The sequence below is a fragment of the Buttiauxella sp. JUb87 genome (assembly GCF_004361975.1).
Classification (GTDB): Bacteria; Pseudomonadota; Gammaproteobacteria; order Enterobacterales; family Enterobacteriaceae; genus Buttiauxella; species Buttiauxella ferragutiae.
Genome location: NZ_SNVY01000001.1, coordinates 1,173,423 through 1,194,157 on the forward strand (window position 1 = coordinate 1,173,423; position 20,735 = coordinate 1,194,157).

Below are 20,735 nucleotides of genomic sequence, written 5' to 3' on the forward strand. Positions count from 1 at the left end.
GCGGTTAATGGTTTACCATTGGCGGTTGCAGTACCTGATAACAATGATTGGCACATGGAGAGGGTTTTAGTGGGATTTCAGTTTAATAACAGTACGTTAAACAACACTCAAGGGCGGGAGTAAACCGTGGATAAGACAACGCAACAACCGACCTTCCTTTTTCATGATTATGAAACCTTCGGTAAAAGTCCATCGCTCGACCGCCCGGCGCAATTCGCGGCTATTCGTACCGATGCTGAATTTAACGTGATTGGCGAACCGGAAGTTTTTTACTGCAAACCGGCGGATGACTATCTGCCACAGCCAGAAGCCGTGATGATTACCGGCATTACTCCGCAACAAGCGCTGGCGCGTGGCGTCAACGAAGCGGATTTTGCAAAACGCATCCACACCATTTTTACCCATCCAAAAACCTGCGTCGTGGGTTACAACAATGTGCGCTTTGATGATGAAGTGACGCGCAATATCTTTTACCGTAACTTTTATGATCCGTATGGCTGGAGCTGGCAAAACGATAATTCGCGCTGGGATTTGCTCGATGTGATGCGCGCCTGTTACGCATTGCGCCCGGAAGGAATTGTCTGGCCGGAAAACGAAGACGGTTTGCCGAGCTTCCGCCTTGAACATTTGACCAAAGCCAACGGCATTGAGCATGCGAATGCACACGATGCGATGTCTGATGTGTACGCCACTATCGCGATGGCACAACTAGTGAAAACCCGCCAGCCGCGCCTGTTTGAGTATCTCTACAGCCACCGTTCCAAACACAAACTCACCACGCTGATTGATGTTCCGCAGATGAAACCGCTGGTACATGTCTCGGGAATGTTTGGCGCGTGGCGCGGTAACACCAGTTGGATTGCCCCACTCGCCTGGCACCCGGATAACAAAAACGCGGTGATTATGGTCGATTTGGCGGGTGATATTTCTCCACTTCTGGAGCTGGATGCGGATGCGTTGCGCGAGCGGTTGTATACGCCGAAAGCCGCACTTGGTGATACTGCGGCCGTGCCAATCAAGCTGGTTCATTTGAATAAATGCCCGGTCTTAGCGGTGGCGAATACGTTGCGCCCGGAAGATGCAGAACGTTTAGGAATCGATCGTCAACGTTGCCTGGATAACCTGAAGCTATTGCGAGAGCACCCTTCCGTACGCGAGAAAGCGGTGGCGATTTTTGCTGAAGCTGAGCCTTTTGTGCCTTCAGATAATGTTGATGCGCAGCTGTATAACGGCTTTTTCAGCGATGCCGACCGCGCAGCCATGCGTATTGTGCTGCAAACCGATCCGCAGAATTTACCCGCGCTGGACATTACCTTCGCCGATAAACGGATTGAGAAGCTGTTGTTTAATTATCGGGCGCGTAACTTCCCAGGCACCCTGGATGAAGCCGAGCAGCAGCGCTGGTTGCAGCATCGCCGTGAAGTGTTGTCTCAGGAAGCGTTGCAAGCCTACGCGCAAGAACTGGAAGCGCTGTATAACCTGCATGAAAGTGATAAAGAGAAGACGGCGTTGTTGAAGGAGTTGTTCGAGTATGCGCAGTTTTTAGTGGGGTGATAGCAAGATGTCGGATGGCGCAAGCTTATCCGACCTACAAAGGACAAGACCCGTTCAGGACGAAGCATCCATAACAAAAAGGCCGCTTGCGCGGCCTTTTTGGTGTTTAGCGATTACGCTAAATCTTCGTTGAACTGTGGAACCGGGTTACGGAAGCGACGAGTCACAAAGGCCAGATAGGTCAGGCCGATAGCCGCCCAAATCAGACCCAGAATCATCGAGCTTTCTTCCAGGTTAATCCACAATGCACCCACTGTCAGCGCGCCACAAGTTGGCAGCACCAGATAGTTGAAGTGATCTTTGATGGTCTTGTTACGGCCTTCGCGGATCCAGAACTGGGAAATCACTGACAGGTTAACGAAGGTGAACGCCACCAGCGCACCGAAGTTAATCAGCGCAGTCGCAGTAACCAGGTCAAATTTAACCGAGAACAATGCAATGATACCCACCAGAACCACGTTCAGCGCAGGGGTACGCCATTTCGGATGAATGTAGCCGAAGAAACGCTCCGGGAACACGCCATCACGGCCCATCACATACATCAGGCGTGAAACGCCCGCGTGTGCCGCCATACCAGAAGCCAGAACGGTCACGCAGGAGAAAATCAGGATACCGAACTGGAAGGCTTTGCCTGCCACGAACAGCATGATTTCAGGCTGCGACGCGTCCGGATCATGGAAGCGAGAGATGTCCGGGAAGTACAGTTGCAGGAAGTAAGACACCACAACGAAGATCACGCCGCCAATCAGGGCGGTCAGGAAAATCGCTTTCGGGATGACACGGCCTGCATCTTTGGTTTCTTCAGACAGCGAGCTGATGCCGTCAAAACCAAGGAACGAGAAACATAATATGGTCGCACCAGTTATCATCGGCACCACGTTGGCGTGCTCAGACCAGAATGGACGTGTGCTGGCAAGCGTACCGGCACCTTCGCCGTTTGCCACACCGTAAATAACCAGACCGGTGATAACAACCATAACAATCATCTGCAGCACAACAATCAGACTGTTGAAGTTTGCCACGGTTTTAATGCCGCGCAGGTTGGAGATAGTCATAAAGCCAACCAGCAGCACCACGAAAATCCACGATGGGATAGACGGCACCAGGGCTTCAAAATAGATTTTAGCCAGCAAAATGTTGATCATCGGCATGAACAGATAATCAAGCAATGCCGACCAGCCCACCATAAAGCCAACCACTGGGTGGATTGCTTTTTGAGCGTAGGTATAAGCGGAACCCGCAGACGGGAAGCGGCGTACTAGCTTTCCATAACTTAACGCGGTGAACAAAATTGCCACAAGGGCAAACGCGTAAGCCGTCGCGACATGTCCGTCGGTAAGGCCAGATACAATCCCAAATGTATCGAACAAGGTCATAGGCTGCATATAAGCGAGGCCCATCATTACTACCGGAATAAGCGTAAGGCTCTTACGGAGTTCAACACGAGATTTTGCACCTGCGGTGACGTTAAGCGACATGGTCATTCCCCCAAACGGCGAATACCTGCGCAAAAGCAAAAAGCTGCCCCATCTAAATTTCCTCGGCGACACGACTGTCGTTTTTTAAAAGCTAGTATCTATCCGGTACGAAGCCCGGCCTCTTGGTTTTTTTGGCGGATGCCTGTTTGACTGCTTGAACTTAATGCAAAAAAATAACCGACGCGTTTAACGTCGGTTTTTTGTTCTCATTTAGTGAGGCGCGTATTTTGCACTAATTCGAGGCAAGAAGACAAGATATTGAGGCCCTCATTAACAATTTCTTTTTCGGCTGTTAAAGGGACAAGAAAACGAATCACATTCGCACGCACGCCGCAGGACAATAAAACCAGTCCCTGCTTGCCTGCTTCTTTGACAAGTGCCTGAGTTAATTCTTTATTCGGACGATGGCTGTCACGCTCTTCGACCAGTTCCATCGCAATCATTGCCCCGTATCCACGCACATCACCGATGCAGTCAAATTGCTCTGCCATTTGCTGTAAACGCAGGGTGATTTGCTCGCCAATAATCTGGGCACGCTGATTGAGATTTTCCTGCTCAATAATGTCTGTAACGGCCAGCGCTGCTGCAATTGCCACCGGTGACCCGGCATAAGTACCGCCGAGCCCACCCGGCATCGCTTTTTCAAACAACGATTTCTTACCGACTAGCGCGGATAACGGGAAGCCACCCGCCAGGCTTTTGGCCATGGTGACGAGATCCGGCTCCACGCCGCTGTGTTCAATAGCAAAGGTTTTACCGGTACGGCAGAAACCACTTTGAATTTCGTCGGCAATTAACACAATCCCGTGCTTATCACATAGCGCACGCAATTGTTTCATAAAGGAAGGTGATGCTGCATAAAAGCCCCCTTCCCCTTGTACCGGTTCAATAATGATGGCGGCAACTTCATCCGGCGAAACATCAGCGGCAAAAATACCCGCCAGTGATGCCAAAGCCTGAGTGTCACTTACACCAAGATAAGCAGCAGGATATGGCGCGTGGTAAATACCAGCCGGGAACGGGCCATAACCTTTTTTATACGGCTGAACTTTACCGGTTAACGCCATGCCCAGCAGCGTGCGCCCATGGAACGCGCCACGAAATGCAATAATGGCCGAACGCCCGGTAGCAATACGCGCCACTTTAATGGCATTTTCCACCGCTTCTGCTCCTGTTGTCAGGAACAAGGTCTGGCAAGGTGCGCTTATCGGCACCAGTTTATTCAACCGTTCGGCAAGCTCAATATAGTTGCCGTAAGGCGTGACCTGGAAACAAGGATGGGTGAATTGTTCAAGCTGTTGACGTACTGCATCAATCACTGCGGGATGGTTATGCCCGGTATTCAGCACCGCAATACCAGAAGCAAAATCAATATAGCGTTTGCCTTCAACGTCCCAAATTTCCGCATTTTTCGCTTTTTCAATATAGACCGGCAACGCATTGCCGACCCCATGCGGAACTGCTTGCTCACGCCGTGACTGCCATTGCTGATTGGTTTGCTTCATACAGACTCCTTGCGCACAAAAAACCTCAACAAAACAAAGTTGAGGAGAGAATTTAAACGCGAAGACACTTTTCGAAGAAATATCGTTCCACTATAAACAATAGATGTGATGAATATGACCTGCCACTCACCCATTGGTATTATTTTTCGAGGTTCCGTACACCACAGCGATTTCAGGATTATTGACGATTTGCTCGCGCCACCATTCACTGGCAAGCCCTGCGGTTTGTTCATTCCAGCCAATCCACACCGGCACAAAAGGCACATGGGAAACGACGTCTTTTTCAATCAACACGCCGCTTTCGATAAAACGCTGCGCCATATAGCGCGGAACGTAGCCGCAACCAATGCCGCTTATCTGTAATTCGAGTTTGGTTTTGAAGTCAAAAACGGTGATAGCATCTTGATCTTCGAGTAAATGCATCGATCGTGACGGTTCCAGACGCGAAGTATCCCCCACAATAACCGCACGACTGCGTTTAATGACACGGCGATTCAGCGGCTCTTCGGCATCGGCCAGTGGATGATGAGGTGCGACTACAAACACGCTTTCGAGTTGGCCGAGCAAGGTAAAACCGAAACCGCTGAGGGATGGCGGGTCACTCATCGCACCAACAATAATATCGGCCCGCCCTTCGGTCAGCGCTTCCCATGAACCACCCAGCACACCGTTGATGAATTTCAGCCGTGTCACGCTGTAACTTTTGTAAAAAGCTTCGATCAGCGGCGTCAGCAAAGAAAAGGGAAACGAATCGTCGACGCCGATCACCAGCTCATTTTCCCAGCCCTGATGAAGTTTGATTGCCTGCTGTTCAAGTTCGCGTACGGAATGCAGCACTTCGCGGCCTTTTTCCAGCAGAAGTTGACCCGTTCGCGTAAAACGCGCGCGGTGGCCGGAGCGGTCGAGGATCTGGATATTAAGGTCGTTTTCGAGTTTTTGAACGGTGTAACTGAGTGCGGAAGGCGTTTTGAAGAGCTTTGCCGCCGCCGCAGCAAAGCTCCCTTCTTTATCAAGGGTATCGAGAATGATCAATACATCCAGCAGTGGTTTCATACTCGTTCCTGGCAGTCACGAGTCATGCCCCACAGCAGTTACTGCATGGGCATCACCAGCGGGTTTGGATACTGATATTCAAACCCAAGTTCATTGCAAATACGGTTGCCATCCACCAGCTTACCGCGGCCATTTTGCACTTCAGTTCTGAACTGTGGTGCGTCGAGATTCATCTGACGTGCCATCAAAGAATAGAACTCGGCACGCGTTGGGTGATCTGGCGCACATAAATTATAGATGTGACCGCCCTTTGGAGCCTGTAACAACAGCGTAATTGCTGAAATGACATCTTCCAGATGCACCAGATTGACGCCATGTGCACCATTCGCCACGTCAGTTTTTCCAGCTAAAAAGCGGCCGGGATGGCGTTCCGGCCCGACTAACCCCGCCAGGCGCAGAATATCGACCGACGTCCCAGGCAAATCATGTAACCAGGTTTCCAGCTCTTTAAGTACGCGACCACTGGCGGTAACCGGCTCAAGTGGCGACGTTTCTTTCACCGTTCCTTCTCTTTCGCCATACACCGAGGTGGAGCTAGTGAAAATGATACGCGGAATATCGTGAGCTAACGCGCTGTCGACAATTTCCTGCACCGCCTGCAGATAAAAATCGTCGCCTTCACCGGTGCGCCGAGCAGGCAGCGTGATGACCAACGCATCCACATCGAGCAATGCATCTAGATCGTCGCTCTCGCAAATCAGTTCAGGGGTCAGTTGCAGTTGATAACTGTCGATACCGCTCATGCGCGCGGCCTCGACGCCATCAAGGGTGGTTTTGCTTCCTGTCACTTGCCAACCCCGCGCTGACAAAGACATCGCAAGCGGCATTCCCAGCCAGCCTAACCCGACAATCGCAACTTTTTTCATGCATTCTCTCCTGGATTGCAGCATTTCTCACTGCTGCGATTTTTAGCTCTTGATTAAGGCTACGCCAGGACTGCGCAACTGACAATCAGTGCTGCTAAACAGAATATTAATTGCGGGGATAAAAAGCACTTGCGCTGAAAGGGGGAACTGGTTTAGGTTAATTGCACACAATGAATAGTCATTCATACGAGAATTTTATGACACGCGTTCAAAATACTAACCACTATCATCACCATCATCCTGACTAGTCTTTCAGGCGATGTGTGCTGGGAGACAGAAAAATCTTCCAGTGGTGCATGAACGAGTCAATAAGCCCCCGGAAGATTTCTTCCGGGGGCTTTTTTTTGGGCGTCAGACAAGAATTTACCAGGAGTATTTACCCATGTTAGACAACAACCGTTTACGCATAGCTATTCAGAAATCAGGCCGTTTAAGCGATGATTCACGCGAATTGCTCGCTCGCTGTGGCATAAAAATCAACCTGCACACTCAGCGCCTGATTGCGCTGGCAGAAAATATGCCAATCGACATTTTGCGTGTCCGTGATGACGATATTCCTGGGCTGATTATGGACGGTGTGGTCGACCTCGGCATTATTGGCGAGAACGTGCTGGAAGAAGAGTTGCTGACGCGCCGCGCCCAAGGCGAAGACCCGCGTTACTTCACGCTGCGTCGCCTTGATTTCGGTGGCTGCCGTTTCTCACTGGCGATTTCAGTTGATGAGCCCTGGGATGGCCCGGCAAGCCTCAACAATAAACGTATCGCTACTTCTTATCCGCACCTGTTAAAGCGCTACCTTGATGGCAAAGGCGTGCAATTCAAATCCTGTTTACTGAACGGTTCTGTGGAAGTTGCACCACGTGCGGGACTGGCGGATGCGATTTGTGACCTGGTTTCTACTGGCGCAACACTTGAAGCTAACGGCCTGCGCGAAGTAGAAGTAATTTACCGCTCTAAAGCCTGCCTGATTCAGCGTGACGGCGAAATGCCAGAAGCAAAACAACAACTGATCGACAAACTGATGACCCGCATCCAGGGTGTGATTCAGGCACGTGAATCGAAATACATTATGTTGCATGCACCAAGCGAGCGTCTGGATGAAATTATTTCTCTGCTGCCAGGCGCTGAACGTCCAACCATTCTGCCACTGGCGGGCGACCAGCAACGCGTAGCGATGCACATGGTGAGTAGTGAAACCCTGTTCTGGGAAACCATGGAAAAACTGAAAGCGCTGGGAGCCAGTTCAATTCTGGTGTTACCAATTGAGAAGATGATGGAGTAACACCATGGCAAACTTCAATACGTTGATTAACTGGAATGAGTGCGATGCAGCAGCGCAACAGGCGTTGCTCACCCGCCCTGCCATTTCTGCATCGGAAAGCATTACCCGCACGGTTGCTGAAATACTTAATAATGTGAAAGCCAACGGTGATGCGGCGTTGCGCGAATACAGCGCAAAGTTCGATAAAACCGATGTGCAACAACTGAAAGTCAGCGAGCAGGAAATTGCCGCAGCCGTGGCGCGCCTGGGTTCAGAAATTAAAGATGCGATGGCGGTGGCTGTTGCGAATATTGAAAAATTCCACGTGGCTCAGCAACTGGCGACTGTCGATATTGAAACCATGCCTGGCGTACGCTGCCAACAAGTGACGCGCCCGGTTGCCTCCGTCGGTTTATATATCCCTGGCGGCTCTGCCCCGCTGTTTTCAACCGTATTGATGCTTGCCACGCCAGCCCGTATTGCCGGCTGCAAAAAAGTGGTGTTGTGTTCACCACCGCCGATTGCCGATGAAATTCTCTATGCCACGCAACTGTGTGGTGTGCAGGAAGTGTTTCAGGTCGGCGGCGCACAGGCTATTGCCGCGCTGGCACTGGGTAGCGAAAGCATCCCAAAAGTGGATAAAATTTTCGGACCAGGCAACGCTTTTGTCACCGAAGCCAAACGCCAGGTCAGCCAGCGTCTTGATGGCGCGGCAATCGACATGCCCGCTGGCCCGTCTGAAGTTTTAGTGATTGCCGACAGCGGTGCAACGCCTGACTTCGTGGCATCCGACCTGCTTTCTCAGGCAGAACACGGCCCGGATTCACAAGTTATTTTACTGACCCCTGACGCGCAAATGGCGCAAGCCGTTGCCGAAGCCGTCGAACGCCAGCTTGCCGCACTTCCACGTGCTGAAACGGCGCGTAAAGCTCTGGAAAGCAGCCGCCTGATTGTGGCCCGTGATTTAGAGCAGTGCATTGAGATTTCTAACCAGTACGGCCCGGAGCACCTGATTATCCAGACGCGTAACGCCCGCGACCTGGTCGACTCTATCAGCAGTGCCGGTTCGGTGTTCCTCGGTGACTGGTCACCGGAATCGGCTGGCGACTACGCTTCTGGCACCAACCACGTCCTGCCGACCTACGGTTACACCTCGACCTGTTCAAGCCTTGGGCTGGCGGATTTCCAGAAACGTATGACGGTTCAGGAACTCTCGCCACAAGGTTTTGCAAGCCTGGCTAAAACCATTGAAACTCTGGCCGCCGCCGAGTTGCTGGATGCCCACAAAAACGCTGTTACCCTGCGCGTTGCTGCGCTGAAGGAGATGCAATGAGCATTATTGAGTTAGCCCGCGAAAATGTCCGCGCCCTGACCCCTTACCAGTCGGCTCGCCGTCTGGGCGGTAATGGCGATGTGTGGTTAAACGCCAATGAATATCCCACGGCAGTGGAATATCAGCTGACGCAACAGACGCTGAACCGCTATCCGGAATGCCAGCCAAAACTGGTGATTGAGCGCTACGCCGAATACGCTGGCGTGAAACCCGAGCAAGTTTTGGTAAGCCGTGGTGCCGATGAAGGTATCGAACTGCTGATCCGCGCATTTTGCGAACCGGGTAAAGACGCTGTGCTGTATTGCCCGCCGACTTACGGCATGTATAGCGTCAGCGCTGAAACCATTGGCGTAGAATGCCGCACCGTGCAGGCACTGGAAGACTGGCAACTTGATTTGCCCGCTATCGCCGAAAATCTTGATGGCGTGAAAGTGATTTACGTTTGCAGCCCGAACAACCCCACCGGACAGTTGATCAATCCTCAGGATTTGCGTGTTCTGCTGGAAATGGCACGCGGTAAAGCACTGGTGGTAGCCGACGAAGCCTATATTGAGTTTTGCCCGCAGGCCACACTCGCTGGCTGGTTGAATGAATATCCGCACCTTGTGGTGCTGCGTACACTCTCCAAAGCATTTGCGCTGGCCGGATTACGCTGTGGTTTCACCCTGGCGAATGAAGAAGTGATTAACTTGCTGATGAAAGTCATCGCGCCTTATCCGCTTTCGACGCCGGTTGCTGATATCGCCGCTCAGGCATTAAGCCCGCAAGGCATTAATGCGATGCGCGAACGTGTGGCGCAAGTGCTGGTGAATCGCCAATTCCTGGTCACCGCACTGCAAGACATTGACTGCGTTGAGCAAGTTTTCGACTCCGAAACAAACTATGTCATCGCGCGCATCACCGCCTCAAGTGCTGTATTTAAATCTCTGTGGGATCAGGGCATTATCTTACGTGACCAAAACAAACAACCATCATTAAGCGGCTGCCTGCGGATTACCGTTGGCACCCGTCTTGAGTGCGAGCGCACCCTTGCTGCGCTGCGTGAACAACCCGGCCTGACGGCCACGGAGGGCGTGTGAGCCAGAAAATTCTTTTTATCGACCGTGACGGCACCTTAATTTCCGAGCCACCGAAAGATTTCCAGGTGGATCGCATGGACAAGTTAGCCTTTGAGCCAGCGGTGATCCCCGCTCTGCTGCAATTACAAAAAGCGGGCTACAAGCTGGTGATGATCACCAATCAGGATGGTTTGGGAACCGACAGTTTCCCGCAGGCGGATTTCGACGGCCCGCACAACCTGATGATGCAAGTGTTTACCTCGCAGGGCGTAAATTTTGACGATGTGCTGATTTGCCCGCACTTACCTGCGGACAATTGCGATTGCCGTAAGCCTAAAATTGCTCTGGTGAAAGGTTACCTGGAAGAAGGTGTGCTGGATAAGCCAAACAGCTATGTGATTGGTGACCGTGCGACAGATATCGAACTGGCTGAAAACATGGGGATTCAGGGTTTACGCTACCACGGCGAAACGCTGAACTGGCCGATGATCGGCGAAAAGCTGACTAAACGTGACCGCTACGCCCATGTTGAACGCGCCACCAAAGAGACGCAAATCGACGTGCAGGTTTGGCTCGACCGCGAAGGCGGCAGCAAAATCAATACCGGTGTGGGCTTCTTCGACCACATGCTGGACCAGATTGCGACCCACGGCGGTTTCCGGATGGATATCAGCGTGAAAGGTGATCTTTATATCGACGACCACCACACCGTTGAAGACACCGGCCTGGCACTGGGCGAAGCGCTGAAAATTGCTCTGGGTGACAAACGCGGTATTACGCGCTTTGGTTTCACCTTGCCGATGGACGAATGCCTGGCACGCTGTGCGCTGGATATTTCTGGCCGCCCGCACCTTGAATATAAAGCCGAGTACAACTTCCAGCGCGTGGGTGATTTGAGCACCGAGATGGTCGAGCACTTCTTCCGTTCGCTGTCATACACCATGGGCGTGACGCTGCACCTGAAAACCAAAGGAAAAAACGACCATCACCGTGTCGAAAGCCTGTTTAAAGTCTTTGGCCGCACGCTGCGCCAGGCGATTAAAGTTGAAGGTGATACGCTGCCCTCCTCGAAAGGAGTGTTGTGATGGATGTGGTGATCCTCGATACCGGCTGCGCCAACCTGCATTCGGTAAAATCAGCCATTCAGCGCCACGGCTATGAGCCTTTGGTCAGCCGCGACCCGGATGTGGTGCTACGCGCCGATAAACTCTTTTTACCCGGCGTGGGTACCGCTCAGGCGGCAATGAACCAAATCCGCGAGCGTGAACTGGTCGATCTCATTAAAGCCTGTACCCAACCGGTACTGGGGATTTGCCTCGGCATGCAGCTATTAGGCGCGCGCAGCGACGAAAGCAACGGCATAGATATGCTGGGCATTATCGAGCAACCGGTGTTGAAAATGGTCGACCACGGTTTGCCTTTGCCACACATGGGCTGGAACCGCGTTTACCCGAAAGCGGGCGACCGCTTGTTCCGTGGCATCGACGATGGCGATTATTTTTACTTTGTGCACAGCTACGCGATGCCGGTTTGCGCCAATACCATCGCGCAAGCCAGCTACGGCGAAGCCTTCACCGCAGCGGTGCAAAAAGATAACTTCTTTGGTGTGCAATTCCACCCGGAACGCTCGGGTGCGGCAGGCGCAAAATTACTAAAAAACTTCCTGGAGATGTAAGCACCATGATCATTCCCGCTCTCGATTTAATAGACGGCACAGTGGTGCGCCTCCATCAGGGGGATTACGGCCAACAGCGCGATTACGGCAACGATCCGTTACCGCGCCTGCAAGATTACGAAGCACAAGGTGCGCAGGTGTTGCACCTGGTCGATTTGACGGGCGCAAAAGACCCGGCAAAACGCCAAATCCCACTGATTAAAACACTGGTGGCTGGCGTCAATATTCCGGTTCAGGTCGGCGGTGGAGTCCGTACAGAAGACGATGTGGCCGCGTTGCTGGAAGCCGGTGTCGCCCGCGTAGTGGTGGGCTCAACCGCCGTTAAATCACCTGAAGTGGTGAAAGGCTGGTTTACGCGTTTTGGCGCGGATGCACTGGTGCTAGCGCTGGATGTGCGTATCGATGAACAAGGCAACAAACATGTTGCGGTGAGTGGCTGGCAAGAGAACTCCGGCGTTTCGCTTGAAGAACTAGTGGAAACCTATCTACCCGTTGGGCTCAAGCACGTTCTGTGTACCGATATTTCTCGCGATGGCACGCTGGCGGGTTCGAACGTTTCGCTGTATGAAGAAGTTTGCGCACGTTTCCCGCAAGTGGCGTTCCAGTCATCCGGCGGCATTGGCGACATTGACGATATAGCCGCACTGCGTGGCACTGGCGTACAAGGTGTGATTGTTGGTCGCGCACTGCTGGAAGGGAAATTCAACGTAACGGAGGCGATTTCATGCTGGCAAAACGGATAATTCCTTGCCTGGACGTACGCGACGGGCAAGTCGTAAAAGGTGTGCAGTTCCGCAACCATGAAATCATCGGTGATATCGTGCCGCTGGCACAACGTTATGCTGCGGAAGGTGCAGACGAACTGGTGTTCTACGACATTACCGCCTCCAGCGATGGCCGTGTGGTCGACAAAAGCTGGGTGTCGCGCGTGGCGGAAGTTATCGATATACCTTTCTGCGTGGCAGGCGGGATTAAGTCGATTGAAGATGCCGCGCAAATTCTCTCATATGGCGCGGATAAGATTTCCATCAACTCCCCTGCTCTGGCAGATCCAGAGCTAATCACTCGTCTGGCGGACCGTTTTGGCGTGCAGTGTATTGTGGTGGGTATTGATACCTGGTTTGATAGCGAAACCGGCAAATATCACGTCAATCAATATACCGGTGACGAAAGCCGCACGCGCGTAACGCAGTGGGAAACCGTGGACTGGGTGCAGGAAGTGCAAAAGCGCGGTGCCGGGGAAATCGTCCTAAATATGATGAACCAGGATGGTGTGCGTAACGGTTACGATCTGGAGCAATTGAAGAAAGTGCGTGAAGTTTGCCACGTGCCATTAATTGCATCTGGCGGTGCGGGAACCATGGAACACTTCCTTGAAGCCTTCCGTGATGCAGATGTCGACGGCGCACTGGCTGCATCTGTGTTCCATAAGCAAATTATCAATATTGGTGAGTTGAAACTTTTTCTGGCTCAACAAGGCGTGGAGATAAGAGTGTGCTAACACAAGAACAAAGAGAAAAACTGGACTGGGAAAAAACCGCTGGCCTGATGCCGGTCATCGTCCAACACGCGAAATCTGGCGAAGTGTTGATGCTGGGATACATGAATGCGGAAGCGCTGGCACAGACTGAACAAAGCGGAAAAGTGACGTTCTTCTCCCGCACCAAACAGCGTTTGTGGACCAAAGGTGAAACCTCCGGAAACTTCCTGGGCGTGGTCAGTATTGCCCCAGATTGCGATAACGACACGCTGCTGATTCTGGTGAACCCAATTGGACCAACCTGCCATTTAGGCACCTCAAGCTGCTTCGGTGAAACCCATCATGACTGGCACTTCTTGTATCAACTTGAGCAACTGCTGGCCTCGCGTAAGAGTGCAGACCCGGAAAGTTCGTATACCGCGAAACTATACGCAAGTGGAACCAAGCGTATTGCCCAGAAAGTGGGTGAAGAAGGCGTGGAAACGGCGCTGGCAGCAACGGTTAATGACCGCTTTGAGCTGAAGAATGAAGCATCGGATTTGGTCTACCACTTGCTGGTGCTATTGCAGGATCAGGAGCTGGATTTAAGCGCGGTGATTGAGAATTTACGGGAGAGGCATAAGTAGGTTTAGGACGTTTAGATGTAAAAAAGGCCGCGTTTGCGGCCTTTCCTATGACTATCATTGATACCTATACAACAGGCTTATAGTTACGCAATGCGTTACGACCAAGCACAACACCCGAGCCAAGAATCAGCCCTACCAAAGCACCTAATACAAGCGTCAGTCCCTTTTTCGGGCTATCACGTCGAATAGGTAAACTTGGTTTCATCACGTAGCGAAACGCGTAAGTGGTATCTGGTTTAGATTTCAAAGCGCTAATCGCTAACAAAGTTTGGCGCGCATTGAAGTAAGACTCATCCAACGGCAATGGACGAGTTGCTTCGTTCTTTATGGTCGCAGAGAGCGCATCGCTACCCAGTACAAACAAGGTGTCTTCAGACAGCGTTTCAGCCTGCTGAACCAGGGTATTTTTGATGTTGGATTGCTGCGCAACAATCAATGCCTGATTCAGGATCTCCAGACGCTTGTCTTTGCGTTCCTGAGCAATTTTTTCTTTAGTTGCTAAATCTACTTTCAGATCGTCAACTTTAGAATTAATGCTGGTTTGCAAGTCATCATCCAGTTCAGTAACCACACGTTTGTTGATTTGCTGAATATAAGTTGTGAGCGTTTTTTGCGCATCTGCTGCACTTGTCGCCACATAGCTTACTTTCAGTGGGACCGGCTGATCTTTGACCGACTGCGTTATCGTCAGCTTTTCAGGTTTTTCTTGATTATCTAACTGTTCAGACAATGCAGATAAAGCAGAGTTAAAACGGCTAAAGAAACGCTGCTGGACATCGACAATCGTCGGAGCCCCTGTGCCATACAAAACGTCCATTGAGTTGTTATAATTCGCGATTTGCCCTGAGTCCGGCAATGTGATAATAGCTTCAGAGGTCCATTTCTCTTTAGCAACAAACAAATAGATCACTGCAAGAATAACGGTCGCTACAGCGAAAGCGATAATAGTCACTTTCCCTTTCCACAACTGCATTAAAAGATCAATCAAATCAATAGATTCTTCGTTGCTGTCGATGCGATTTTTTATCACATCATTGCTATTTTGATTCATGGTTACCCTAATCGAAATTGTTCAGAGAGGTAATTGTTTACAGCGCTAGTATAACAAGGGGTTATAAAAAAATTTGTTGAAAAGTATGTTTTCGTTTACAGCTCAAAACACCTTTTTAATGTTACTAAATTGTTACATTTACAACAGTAGCATCAACTATACTCAGGATTAGCATAGAAAACCAGAGAGCTTATCTTAAAAAAAACGGTCCCCGAAAGGACCGCTGGATAAAACATCTATAGATAGATTTTAATCAAGCCATTCGGTATGGAACACACCTTCTTTATCAGTTCGCTTGTAAGTATGCGCGCCGAAGTAGTCACGCTGCGCCTGAATCAAGTTGGCAGGCAGAACTGCTGAACGGTAGCTATCGTAGTAAGAAATAGCTGCAGAGAAGGTCGGTGTTGGAATACCGTTCTGCACCGCGTATGAAACCACATCACGCAGCGCCTGCTGATATTCGTCAGCAATTTGCTTGAAGTATGGTGCTAACAACAAGTTGGCAATGGCTGGGTTTTCTGCATACGCATCGGTGATTTTCTGCAGGAACTGGGCACGGATAATACAGCCCGCACGGAAGATCTTAGCAATCTCGCCATAGTTGAGATCCCATTTATTCTCTTCAGATGCGGCACGTAACTGGGAGAAACCTTGAGCATAAGAAACGATTTTACCCAGATACAATGCACGACGTACTTTCTCAGCGAATTCAGCTTTATCACCAGCAAATGGTTTAGCCTGCGGGCCACTAAGAACTTTAGATGCAGCAACACGCTGTTCTTTTAAAGAAGAGATATAGCGAGCAAAGACTGACTCAGTAATTAATGACAGAGGTTCACCCAGATCCAGTGAACTCTGGCTAGTCCATTTACCCGTACCTTTGTTAGCCGCTTCATCCAAAATCACATCAACCAGATATTTACCGTCTTCATCTTTTTTAGTGAAGATATCTTTGGTGATATCAATCAGGTAACTGCTCAGCTCACCTTTATTCCAGTCGGTAAAGGTTGCAGCCAACTCTTCGTTAGACAGATTCAGGCCATGTTTCAGCAGAGAATAAGCTTCAGCAATAAGCTGCATATCGCCATATTCGATACCGTTGTGAACCATCTTCACATAATGACCTGCGCCATCAGCACCGATATAGGTCACACATGGTTCACCGTCTTCTGCTACAGCAGCAATCTGTTTAAGAATTGGCGCAACCAATTCATAAGCGGCTTTCTGGCCGCCAGGCATGATCGATGGGCCTTTTAATGCGCCTTCTTCTCCACCAGATACACCGGTACCGATGAAGTTAAATCCTTCAGCAGACAGTTCACGGTTACGACGGATAGTATCCAGGAAGAAGGTGTTGCCACCATCAATCAGGATATCGCCCTTCTCAAGATATGGTTTGAGTGAATCAATGGTTTTGTCCGTGCCCTCACCAGCCTTAACCATCAACAGGATGCGGCGTGGAGTTTCTAGAGACTCAACAAACTCTTGCACCGTATAGTAAGGAACCAGCTTCTTGCCCGGGTTCTCTGCGATAACTTCTTCAGTCTTATCGCCTGAACGGTTGAACACGGAAACGGTATAGCCACGGCTTTCGATGTTCAGCGCAAGGTTGCGCCCCATCACTGCCATACCGACGACGCCGATTTGTTGCTTGGACATTACAAACTCCTGTCTATTGAGAGGTTACTACGACTTCAACGTCGTACTAATGCTGCCTTGATGTTAACTCAGGTTTGTGGGGCCTGGGTAGAGTTTGATCTTCACTAATGGCCCATTGCTGGGTCATTAGCTAATATTCAGGGAAGTTACAGAAGAAGTAATCTCATAATTTCAGCTGTTTTCTGCTCCATCAACATGGTATCACCACGTGATTCCACATTCAGGCGCACCACCGGCTCGGTATTTGAACTCCGCAGGTTAAAGCGCCAGTCAGCAAACGCCATACTCACGCCATCGGTGTGGTCCACTTCTTCAGCGTGTGGCGCAAAGTGCTGCTGCACCCGTGCAATCGCAACTTTCGGGTCGGCCAGCTTGCTGTTGATTTCCCCGCTCGCCGGCCACGCTGCCATGCGGTCACATACCAGTTCGCCCAGGTTTTTGCCTTTCAGGCACAACAGTTCTGTCACCAGCAGCCATGGGATCATCCCGCTGTCGCAGTAGGCAAAATCACGGAAATAGTGATGGGCACTCATCTCACCGCCGTAAATCGCATCTTCCTGGCGCATCCGCTCTTTGATAAACGCATGACCAGTTTTCGACATCACCGGTGTGCCGCCTGCGCGCTCCACGATATCGACCGTGTTCCACGACAGGCGCGGGTCATGAATGATTTTTGCCCCCGGCTGTTTTTCGAGGAACGCCGCCGCCAGCAGGCCAACGATGTAATAGCCCTCGATAAACTGCCCTTTCTCGTCGAACAGGAAGCAGCGGTCGAAATCGCCGTCAAAGGCGATGCCCATATCCGCGCCGTGTTCAATCACCGCGTTGCGGGTGTCGTCGCGGCATTCCGGTAATAACGGGTTCGGGATACCGTTCGGGAAATTGCCGTCCGGGGTGTTGTGGACTTTGATAAACGTCAGCGGCACGTTGAGCGCTTTAAAGCGCGCTTCGATAGCATCGACAATCGGGCCAGCCGCGCCGTTACCGGAGTTAATCACCAGTTTCAGCGGCTTGATGTTTTCCACGTTGATGTACGAGAACAGGTGGTCGATGTAAGCCTCAACCACGGAGATTTTCTGGTAGCTGCCGCGTTTAGCTGCATCAACCGGCGGGAAGTCATTGGCTTCGGCCAGGCGCTGTACATCGAACAGACCGGTATCGCCGCTGATTGGGCGGGCACCTTCGCGCACCAGTTTCATGCCGTTGTAGTCCATCGGGTTATGGCTGGCGGTCACTTCAATGCCGCCGTCCACGTTCAGATGCCAGGTGGCAAAATAGATTTCTTCGGTGCCGGACAAACCGATATCCAGCACATCGACGCCCGCGTCCTGCAACCCTTTCGCCAGCGCCAGTTTCAGCCGCTCACTGGTCAGGCGCACGTCGCCACCCAGCACGATGGTTTTCGGTTTCAGGTATTCGCCAAAAGCACGGCCAATTCGTTCAGCAATATCTTCGTTCAGCTCTTCGCACAACTTGCCGCGAATGTCATACGCTTTAAAACAGGTCAGTTTCTGTGTCATTTTCGCTCCCTGGAGCAACAGATTTCGTAGGTCGGATAAGCGCAGCGTCATCCGACAAAAGCTAAATGCGCCCGTACCGGTCCTGAAAACGCACAATGTCGTCTTCTTCGAGGTAAGTTCCGGAACGCACTTCAATCAGGTCGAGGGGGATTTTCCCGGGGTTTTCCAGGCAGTGCGTGACCCCCAGCGGAATGTAGATGGACTCGTTTTCGCCCAGCAGTTTCACTTCTTCACCCAGTGTCACTTTTGCGGTACCCGCCACCACAATCCAGTGCTCGGCACGGTGATGGTGCATCTGCAAAGACAGGCCCTCGCCCGGTTTCACGGTGATGCGTTTCACCTGGTAGCGGTCACCGGAATCAATGGTGTCGTATTTACCCCACGGGCGATACACTTCGCGATGATTATGATGTTCATGGCGGCCATCTGCTTTTAACTGCTCAACTATTTTTTTAACATCCTGCACGTGGTTCCGGTCAGCCACCAGTACAGCATCCTTAGTTTGAACGACGATCAGATCTTTCACACCCACGGTAGTGACTAGGCCCGATTCGGCATAAATATAGCTGTTTTCGGTATCGTGGCTAATGACATCACCATGATGCACATTGCCTTCAGAGGTCTTAGCACTGATTTCCCACAAGGAAGACCAAGAGCCGACATCACTCCAGCCTGCATCCATCGGTACAACAACGGCATCAGCAGTTTTTTCCATGACCGCGTAATCGATAGATTCGTCCGGACAGGCCAGGAACGCTGTTTCATCAACACGCACAAAATCCAGGTCCGGATTGATATTAGTCATCGCTTTTTCGCAAGCATCCAGAATATCCGGACGGAATTTTTTCAGCTCTTCAAGGTAGCGCCCGGCGCGGAACAGGAACATGCCGCTGTTCCAGTAATACTCACCACTGGCAACGTAAGCCTGCGCGGTGTCGATATCCGGTTTTTCGACAAACTGCGCCACGCCAAAGGCCACGGCATCCGCATCAGTGGTATTGAGACTGGCAACTTCGCCACGCCGAATATAGCCATAACCCGTTTCTGGCATATGAGGAACTATACCAAAGGTCACCAGTTTCCCAGCTTCTGCAAGTGGTATTGCATTCTGCACGGCTTCACGAAAAGCATCTTCATTCTGAATCACATGGTCGGCGGCGAGGATCAGCATCAAAGGATCCTGTTCCGGTTGATTACGGAGTGCCGCAAGAGCCGCCAAGGCGATAGCCGGTGCGGTATTACGTCCGGCGGGTTCCAGAACGATATTCTCCGTCAGCTTATTTAGCTCACGCAGTTGTTCCGCCACGATAAATCGATGCTCTTCATTGCAAATCACCACTGGGCTTTCGCACTCCACCCCATTTAAACGGCTAATGGTGGTTTGCAACATCGTCAGATCCCCTTTCAGGCAGAGGAACTGTTTCGGATAAAGTACGCGGGATAGAGGCCATAAGCGACTTCCCGAACCACCGGCAAGAATGACAGGAGTAATAGTTAAATTCTGAAACTCCATTATAAGCTCCTGTAAAGCGTATGTAATTTGTGAATCATTAATTTCTTTGTAAACATAGTCAGGAATCTTTTCTCAGCGTTGTGACCAAAATTATTATTTCCCTGCAATATAGTAATAATGGCTTTAGCAAGGGCTGAGCTATCACATGGTTCAACAACAATTCCTGTTTCTTGATTTTGATTTACCCATGAGACTCCACTTTTAGGTATCTTAGTAGAAATCAATGGCTTTGCATGTCTCATGGCTTCAAGTTGAACAACCCCGAAAGCTTCTGATTCATGGATAGAAGGAAGACAAAAAACATCACATAATTGATAGTATGAATCAAGCGCCTCAGAGGGAATCCCTCCCAAAAGGACTACTTTATGATTTAACTCATTATCTATAATTTTTTTCCTGAGAGATTCCAATAACTCCCCTTTACCTCCAATCAGTATAACAATGTTATCTGGTAATTCTCTCGCCGCATCAATTAAGTACTCAAACCCCTTATAATAAATAAGGCGACCGAGAGAAAATACTATCTTTTTTCCTTTGTACTTTTTTTGAAGAGTACTAAGGAACGTATAATTCTCATCAAATCTTCTTTCGTCAATACCGATGGGAATGCACTCAATTTTGCTTTGAACGTGCCTTAAACAATTTGAGCTTTCACCATATACTGGTGAAGTAACAATAATTTTATCTGCTCGAGCAAGAATCCAATTTTGCAGAGGCCTAAATAATCGCAATAGTTTTTTTTGCTTAACAATATCACTATGCCAATGTAAAACAATTTTTGCTTCAGTTCTGAATAGAAAGAGCGCCAGAACAGCAAGAGGATTGGGCAAATGAACGTGAATGATATTATAATTATTGCGTATTCTACGCCATTTATTAATGAAAGAGAATGAAATAGGAGTTGAAAATAAAACCCCAATAGTTGCGCTACGTAGAATTTTATAATTTACACCATCATTCTCATTAAGATTCTTATCATTTACACAAAGAACATCAATAGGAGTTGAATACATATTATCAAACCCATCGCTAATATCCCAAGCTACTTGCTCGACCCCACCAAAGACAGGTGGAAAAAATTTACTAAGTTGTAGTACTTTCAT

18 protein-coding genes and 1 other annotated feature are annotated in these 20,735 nt (G+C 50.3%); of the genes, 9 read left to right on the plus strand and 9 right to left on the minus strand.

Translation table 11 applies throughout. The features are described 5' to 3' along the window. Nucleotides 1–126 precede the first annotated feature (126 nt). Complete coding sequence (gene sbcB / locus EC843_RS05620) at nt 127–1,554, plus strand: exodeoxyribonuclease I (protein ID WP_064545293.1); 1,428 nt, start codon at nt 127–129, stop codon at nt 1,552–1,554. Nucleotides 1,555–1,667: 113 nt separating this feature from the next. On the opposite strand, the gene EC843_RS05625 is transcribed toward sbcB, so the two are convergent. From EC843_RS05625 to EC843_RS05645, 4 genes are all read right to left on the minus strand, one after another. Next, nucleotides 1,668–3,032 carry an APC family permease gene (locus EC843_RS05625; protein WP_064545291.1) on the minus strand — a complete coding sequence of 455 codons (1,365 nt, stop codon included), beginning with the start codon at nt 3,030–3,032 and terminating at the stop codon, nt 1,668–1,670. Between the two features lie 206 nt (nt 3,033–3,238). After that, nucleotides 3,239–4,537, minus strand: a complete 1,299-nt coding sequence (gene gabT / locus EC843_RS05635; protein WP_064545289.1) for a 4-aminobutyrate--2-oxoglutarate transaminase — start codon at nt 4,535–4,537, stop codon at nt 3,239–3,241. A gap of 126 nt (nt 4,538–4,663) precedes the next feature. Continuing rightward, the gene (locus EC843_RS05640; RefSeq protein ID WP_064545288.1) at nt 4,664–5,590 is read right to left on the minus strand and encodes a LysR substrate-binding domain-containing protein; all 927 of its coding nucleotides are present in this window, start codon (nt 5,588–5,590) and stop codon (nt 4,664–4,666) included. A gap of 38 nt (nt 5,591–5,628) precedes the next feature. Beyond that, nucleotides 5,629–6,456, minus strand: a complete 828-nt coding sequence (locus tag EC843_RS05645) for an SDR family oxidoreductase (protein ID WP_121815334.1) — start codon at nt 6,454–6,456, stop codon at nt 5,629–5,631. A gap of 223 nt (nt 6,457–6,679) precedes the next feature. After that, nucleotides 6,680–6,802: a sequence feature (His leader region), on the plus strand. A 36-nt stretch (nt 6,803–6,838) separates the two neighbouring features. On the opposite strand from EC843_RS05645, the gene hisG reads away from it, so the two are divergent. Genes hisG through hisIE form a run of 8 tightly spaced genes read left to right on the plus strand, consistent with a single transcriptional unit; the run spans nt 6,839 to nt 13,889 of the window. Beyond that, the gene (hisG, locus tag EC843_RS05655; RefSeq protein WP_064545284.1) at nt 6,839–7,738 is read left to right on the plus strand and encodes an ATP phosphoribosyltransferase; all 900 of its coding nucleotides are present in this window, start codon (nt 6,839–6,841) and stop codon (nt 7,736–7,738) included. A 4-nt stretch (nt 7,739–7,742) separates the two neighbouring features. Further along, a complete protein-coding gene (gene hisD, locus EC843_RS05660; RefSeq protein ID WP_133521853.1) occupies nt 7,743–9,050 on the plus strand; it encodes a histidinol dehydrogenase in 1,308 nt (435 codons plus the stop codon). Next, nucleotides 9,047–10,129, plus strand: a complete 1,083-nt coding sequence (gene hisC, locus EC843_RS05665; RefSeq protein ID WP_064545280.1) for a histidinol-phosphate transaminase — start codon at nt 9,047–9,049, stop codon at nt 10,127–10,129. The genes hisD and hisC overlap by 4 nt, the downstream gene beginning before the upstream one ends. Next, nucleotides 10,126–11,193 carry a bifunctional histidinol-phosphatase/imidazoleglycerol-phosphate dehydratase HisB gene (gene hisB / locus EC843_RS05670; protein WP_064545278.1) on the plus strand — a complete coding sequence of 356 codons (1,068 nt, stop codon included), beginning with the start codon at nt 10,126–10,128 and terminating at the stop codon, nt 11,191–11,193. Before hisC ends, hisB begins: the two co-directional genes overlap by 4 nt. After that, nucleotides 11,193–11,783 (plus strand): imidazole glycerol phosphate synthase subunit HisH, encoded by a 591-nt coding sequence (hisH, locus tag EC843_RS05675; protein WP_121815329.1) that lies wholly within the window; start codon nt 11,193–11,195, stop codon nt 11,781–11,783. The genes hisB and hisH overlap by 1 nt, the downstream gene beginning before the upstream one ends. Before the next feature lie 5 nt (nt 11,784–11,788). After that, a complete protein-coding gene (hisA, locus tag EC843_RS05680; RefSeq protein ID WP_133521854.1) occupies nt 11,789–12,526 on the plus strand; it encodes a 1-(5-phosphoribosyl)-5-[(5-phosphoribosylamino)methylideneamino]imidazole-4-carboxamide isomerase in 738 nt (245 codons plus the stop codon). Further along, nucleotides 12,508–13,284, plus strand: coding sequence for an imidazole glycerol phosphate synthase subunit HisF (gene hisF, locus EC843_RS05685; RefSeq protein ID WP_133521855.1), 777 nt, complete (start codon nt 12,508–12,510; stop codon nt 13,282–13,284). Before hisA ends, hisF begins: the two co-directional genes overlap by 19 nt. Then, nucleotides 13,278–13,889, plus strand: a complete 612-nt coding sequence (gene hisIE, locus EC843_RS05690; protein ID WP_121815327.1) for a bifunctional phosphoribosyl-AMP cyclohydrolase/phosphoribosyl-ATP diphosphatase HisIE — start codon at nt 13,278–13,280, stop codon at nt 13,887–13,889. Before hisF ends, hisIE begins: the two co-directional genes overlap by 7 nt. Before the next feature lie 64 nt (nt 13,890–13,953). Here the strand turns inward: hisIE and wzzB are convergent, their stop codons facing one another. The 5 genes from wzzB to EC843_RS05715 form a co-directional block, all read right to left on the minus strand. Continuing rightward, nucleotides 13,954–14,940, minus strand: a complete 987-nt coding sequence (gene wzzB, locus EC843_RS05695) for an LPS O-antigen chain length determinant protein WzzB (protein ID WP_133521856.1) — start codon at nt 14,938–14,940, stop codon at nt 13,954–13,956. 249 nt (nt 14,941–15,189) lie between these two features. After that, a complete protein-coding gene (gene gndA / locus EC843_RS05700; RefSeq protein WP_133521857.1) occupies nt 15,190–16,599 on the minus strand; it encodes an NADP-dependent phosphogluconate dehydrogenase in 1,410 nt (469 codons plus the stop codon). Between the two features lie 146 nt (nt 16,600–16,745). Next, nucleotides 16,746–18,119, minus strand: coding sequence for a colanic acid biosynthesis phosphomannomutase CpsG (cpsG, locus tag EC843_RS05705; RefSeq protein WP_133521858.1), 1,374 nt, complete (start codon nt 18,117–18,119; stop codon nt 16,746–16,748). A 61-nt stretch (nt 18,120–18,180) separates the two neighbouring features. Next, nucleotides 18,181–19,632 carry a mannose-1-phosphate guanyltransferase gene (gene cpsB, locus EC843_RS05710; RefSeq protein WP_133521859.1) on the minus strand — a complete coding sequence of 484 codons (1,452 nt, stop codon included), beginning with the start codon at nt 19,630–19,632 and terminating at the stop codon, nt 18,181–18,183. Beyond that, nucleotides 19,632–20,735, minus strand: a complete 1,104-nt coding sequence (locus EC843_RS05715; protein ID WP_133521860.1) for a glycosyltransferase — start codon at nt 20,733–20,735, stop codon at nt 19,632–19,634. The genes cpsB and EC843_RS05715 overlap by 1 nt, the downstream gene beginning before the upstream one ends.

What these genes read in the sequence shown, in the direction of transcription:
- EC843_RS05625 (WP_064545291.1), bottom strand. Translation starts at nt 3,032, where the DNA reads ATGTCGCTTAACGTCACCGCAGGTGCAAAATCTCGTGTTGAACTCCGT.
- gabT (WP_064545289.1), bottom strand. Translation starts at nt 4,537, where the DNA reads ATGAAGCAAACCAATCAGCAATGGCAGTCACGGCGTGAGCAAGCAGTT.
- EC843_RS05640 (WP_064545288.1), bottom strand. Translation starts at nt 5,590, where the DNA reads ATGAAACCACTGCTGGATGTATTGATCATTCTCGATACCCTTGATAAA.
- EC843_RS05645 (WP_121815334.1), bottom strand. Translation starts at nt 6,456, where the DNA reads ATGAAAAAAGTTGCGATTGTCGGGTTAGGCTGGCTGGGAATGCCGCTT.
- hisG (WP_064545284.1), top strand. Translation starts at nt 6,839, where the DNA reads ATGTTAGACAACAACCGTTTACGCATAGCTATTCAGAAATCAGGCCGT.
- hisD (WP_133521853.1), top strand. Translation starts at nt 7,743, where the DNA reads ATGGCAAACTTCAATACGTTGATTAACTGGAATGAGTGCGATGCAGCA.
- hisC (WP_064545280.1), top strand. Translation starts at nt 9,047, where the DNA reads ATGAGCATTATTGAGTTAGCCCGCGAAAATGTCCGCGCCCTGACCCCT.
- hisH (WP_121815329.1), top strand. Translation starts at nt 11,193, where the DNA reads ATGGATGTGGTGATCCTCGATACCGGCTGCGCCAACCTGCATTCGGTA.
- hisA (WP_133521854.1), top strand. Translation starts at nt 11,789, where the DNA reads ATGATCATTCCCGCTCTCGATTTAATAGACGGCACAGTGGTGCGCCTC.
- hisF (WP_133521855.1), top strand. Translation starts at nt 12,508, where the DNA reads ATGCTGGCAAAACGGATAATTCCTTGCCTGGACGTACGCGACGGGCAA.
- wzzB (WP_133521856.1), bottom strand. Translation starts at nt 14,940, where the DNA reads ATGAATCAAAATAGCAATGATGTGATAAAAAATCGCATCGACAGCAAC.
- gndA (WP_133521857.1), bottom strand. Translation starts at nt 16,599, where the DNA reads ATGTCCAAGCAACAAATCGGCGTCGTCGGTATGGCAGTGATGGGGCGC.
- cpsG (WP_133521858.1), bottom strand. Translation starts at nt 18,119, where the DNA reads ATGACACAGAAACTGACCTGTTTTAAAGCGTATGACATTCGCGGCAAG.
- cpsB (WP_133521859.1), bottom strand. Translation starts at nt 19,632, where the DNA reads ATGGAGTTTCAGAATTTAACTATTACTCCTGTCATTCTTGCCGGTGGT.
- EC843_RS05715 (WP_133521860.1), bottom strand. Translation starts at nt 20,735, where the DNA reads ATGAAAGTACTACAACTTAGTAAATTTTTTCCACCTGTCTTTGGTGGG.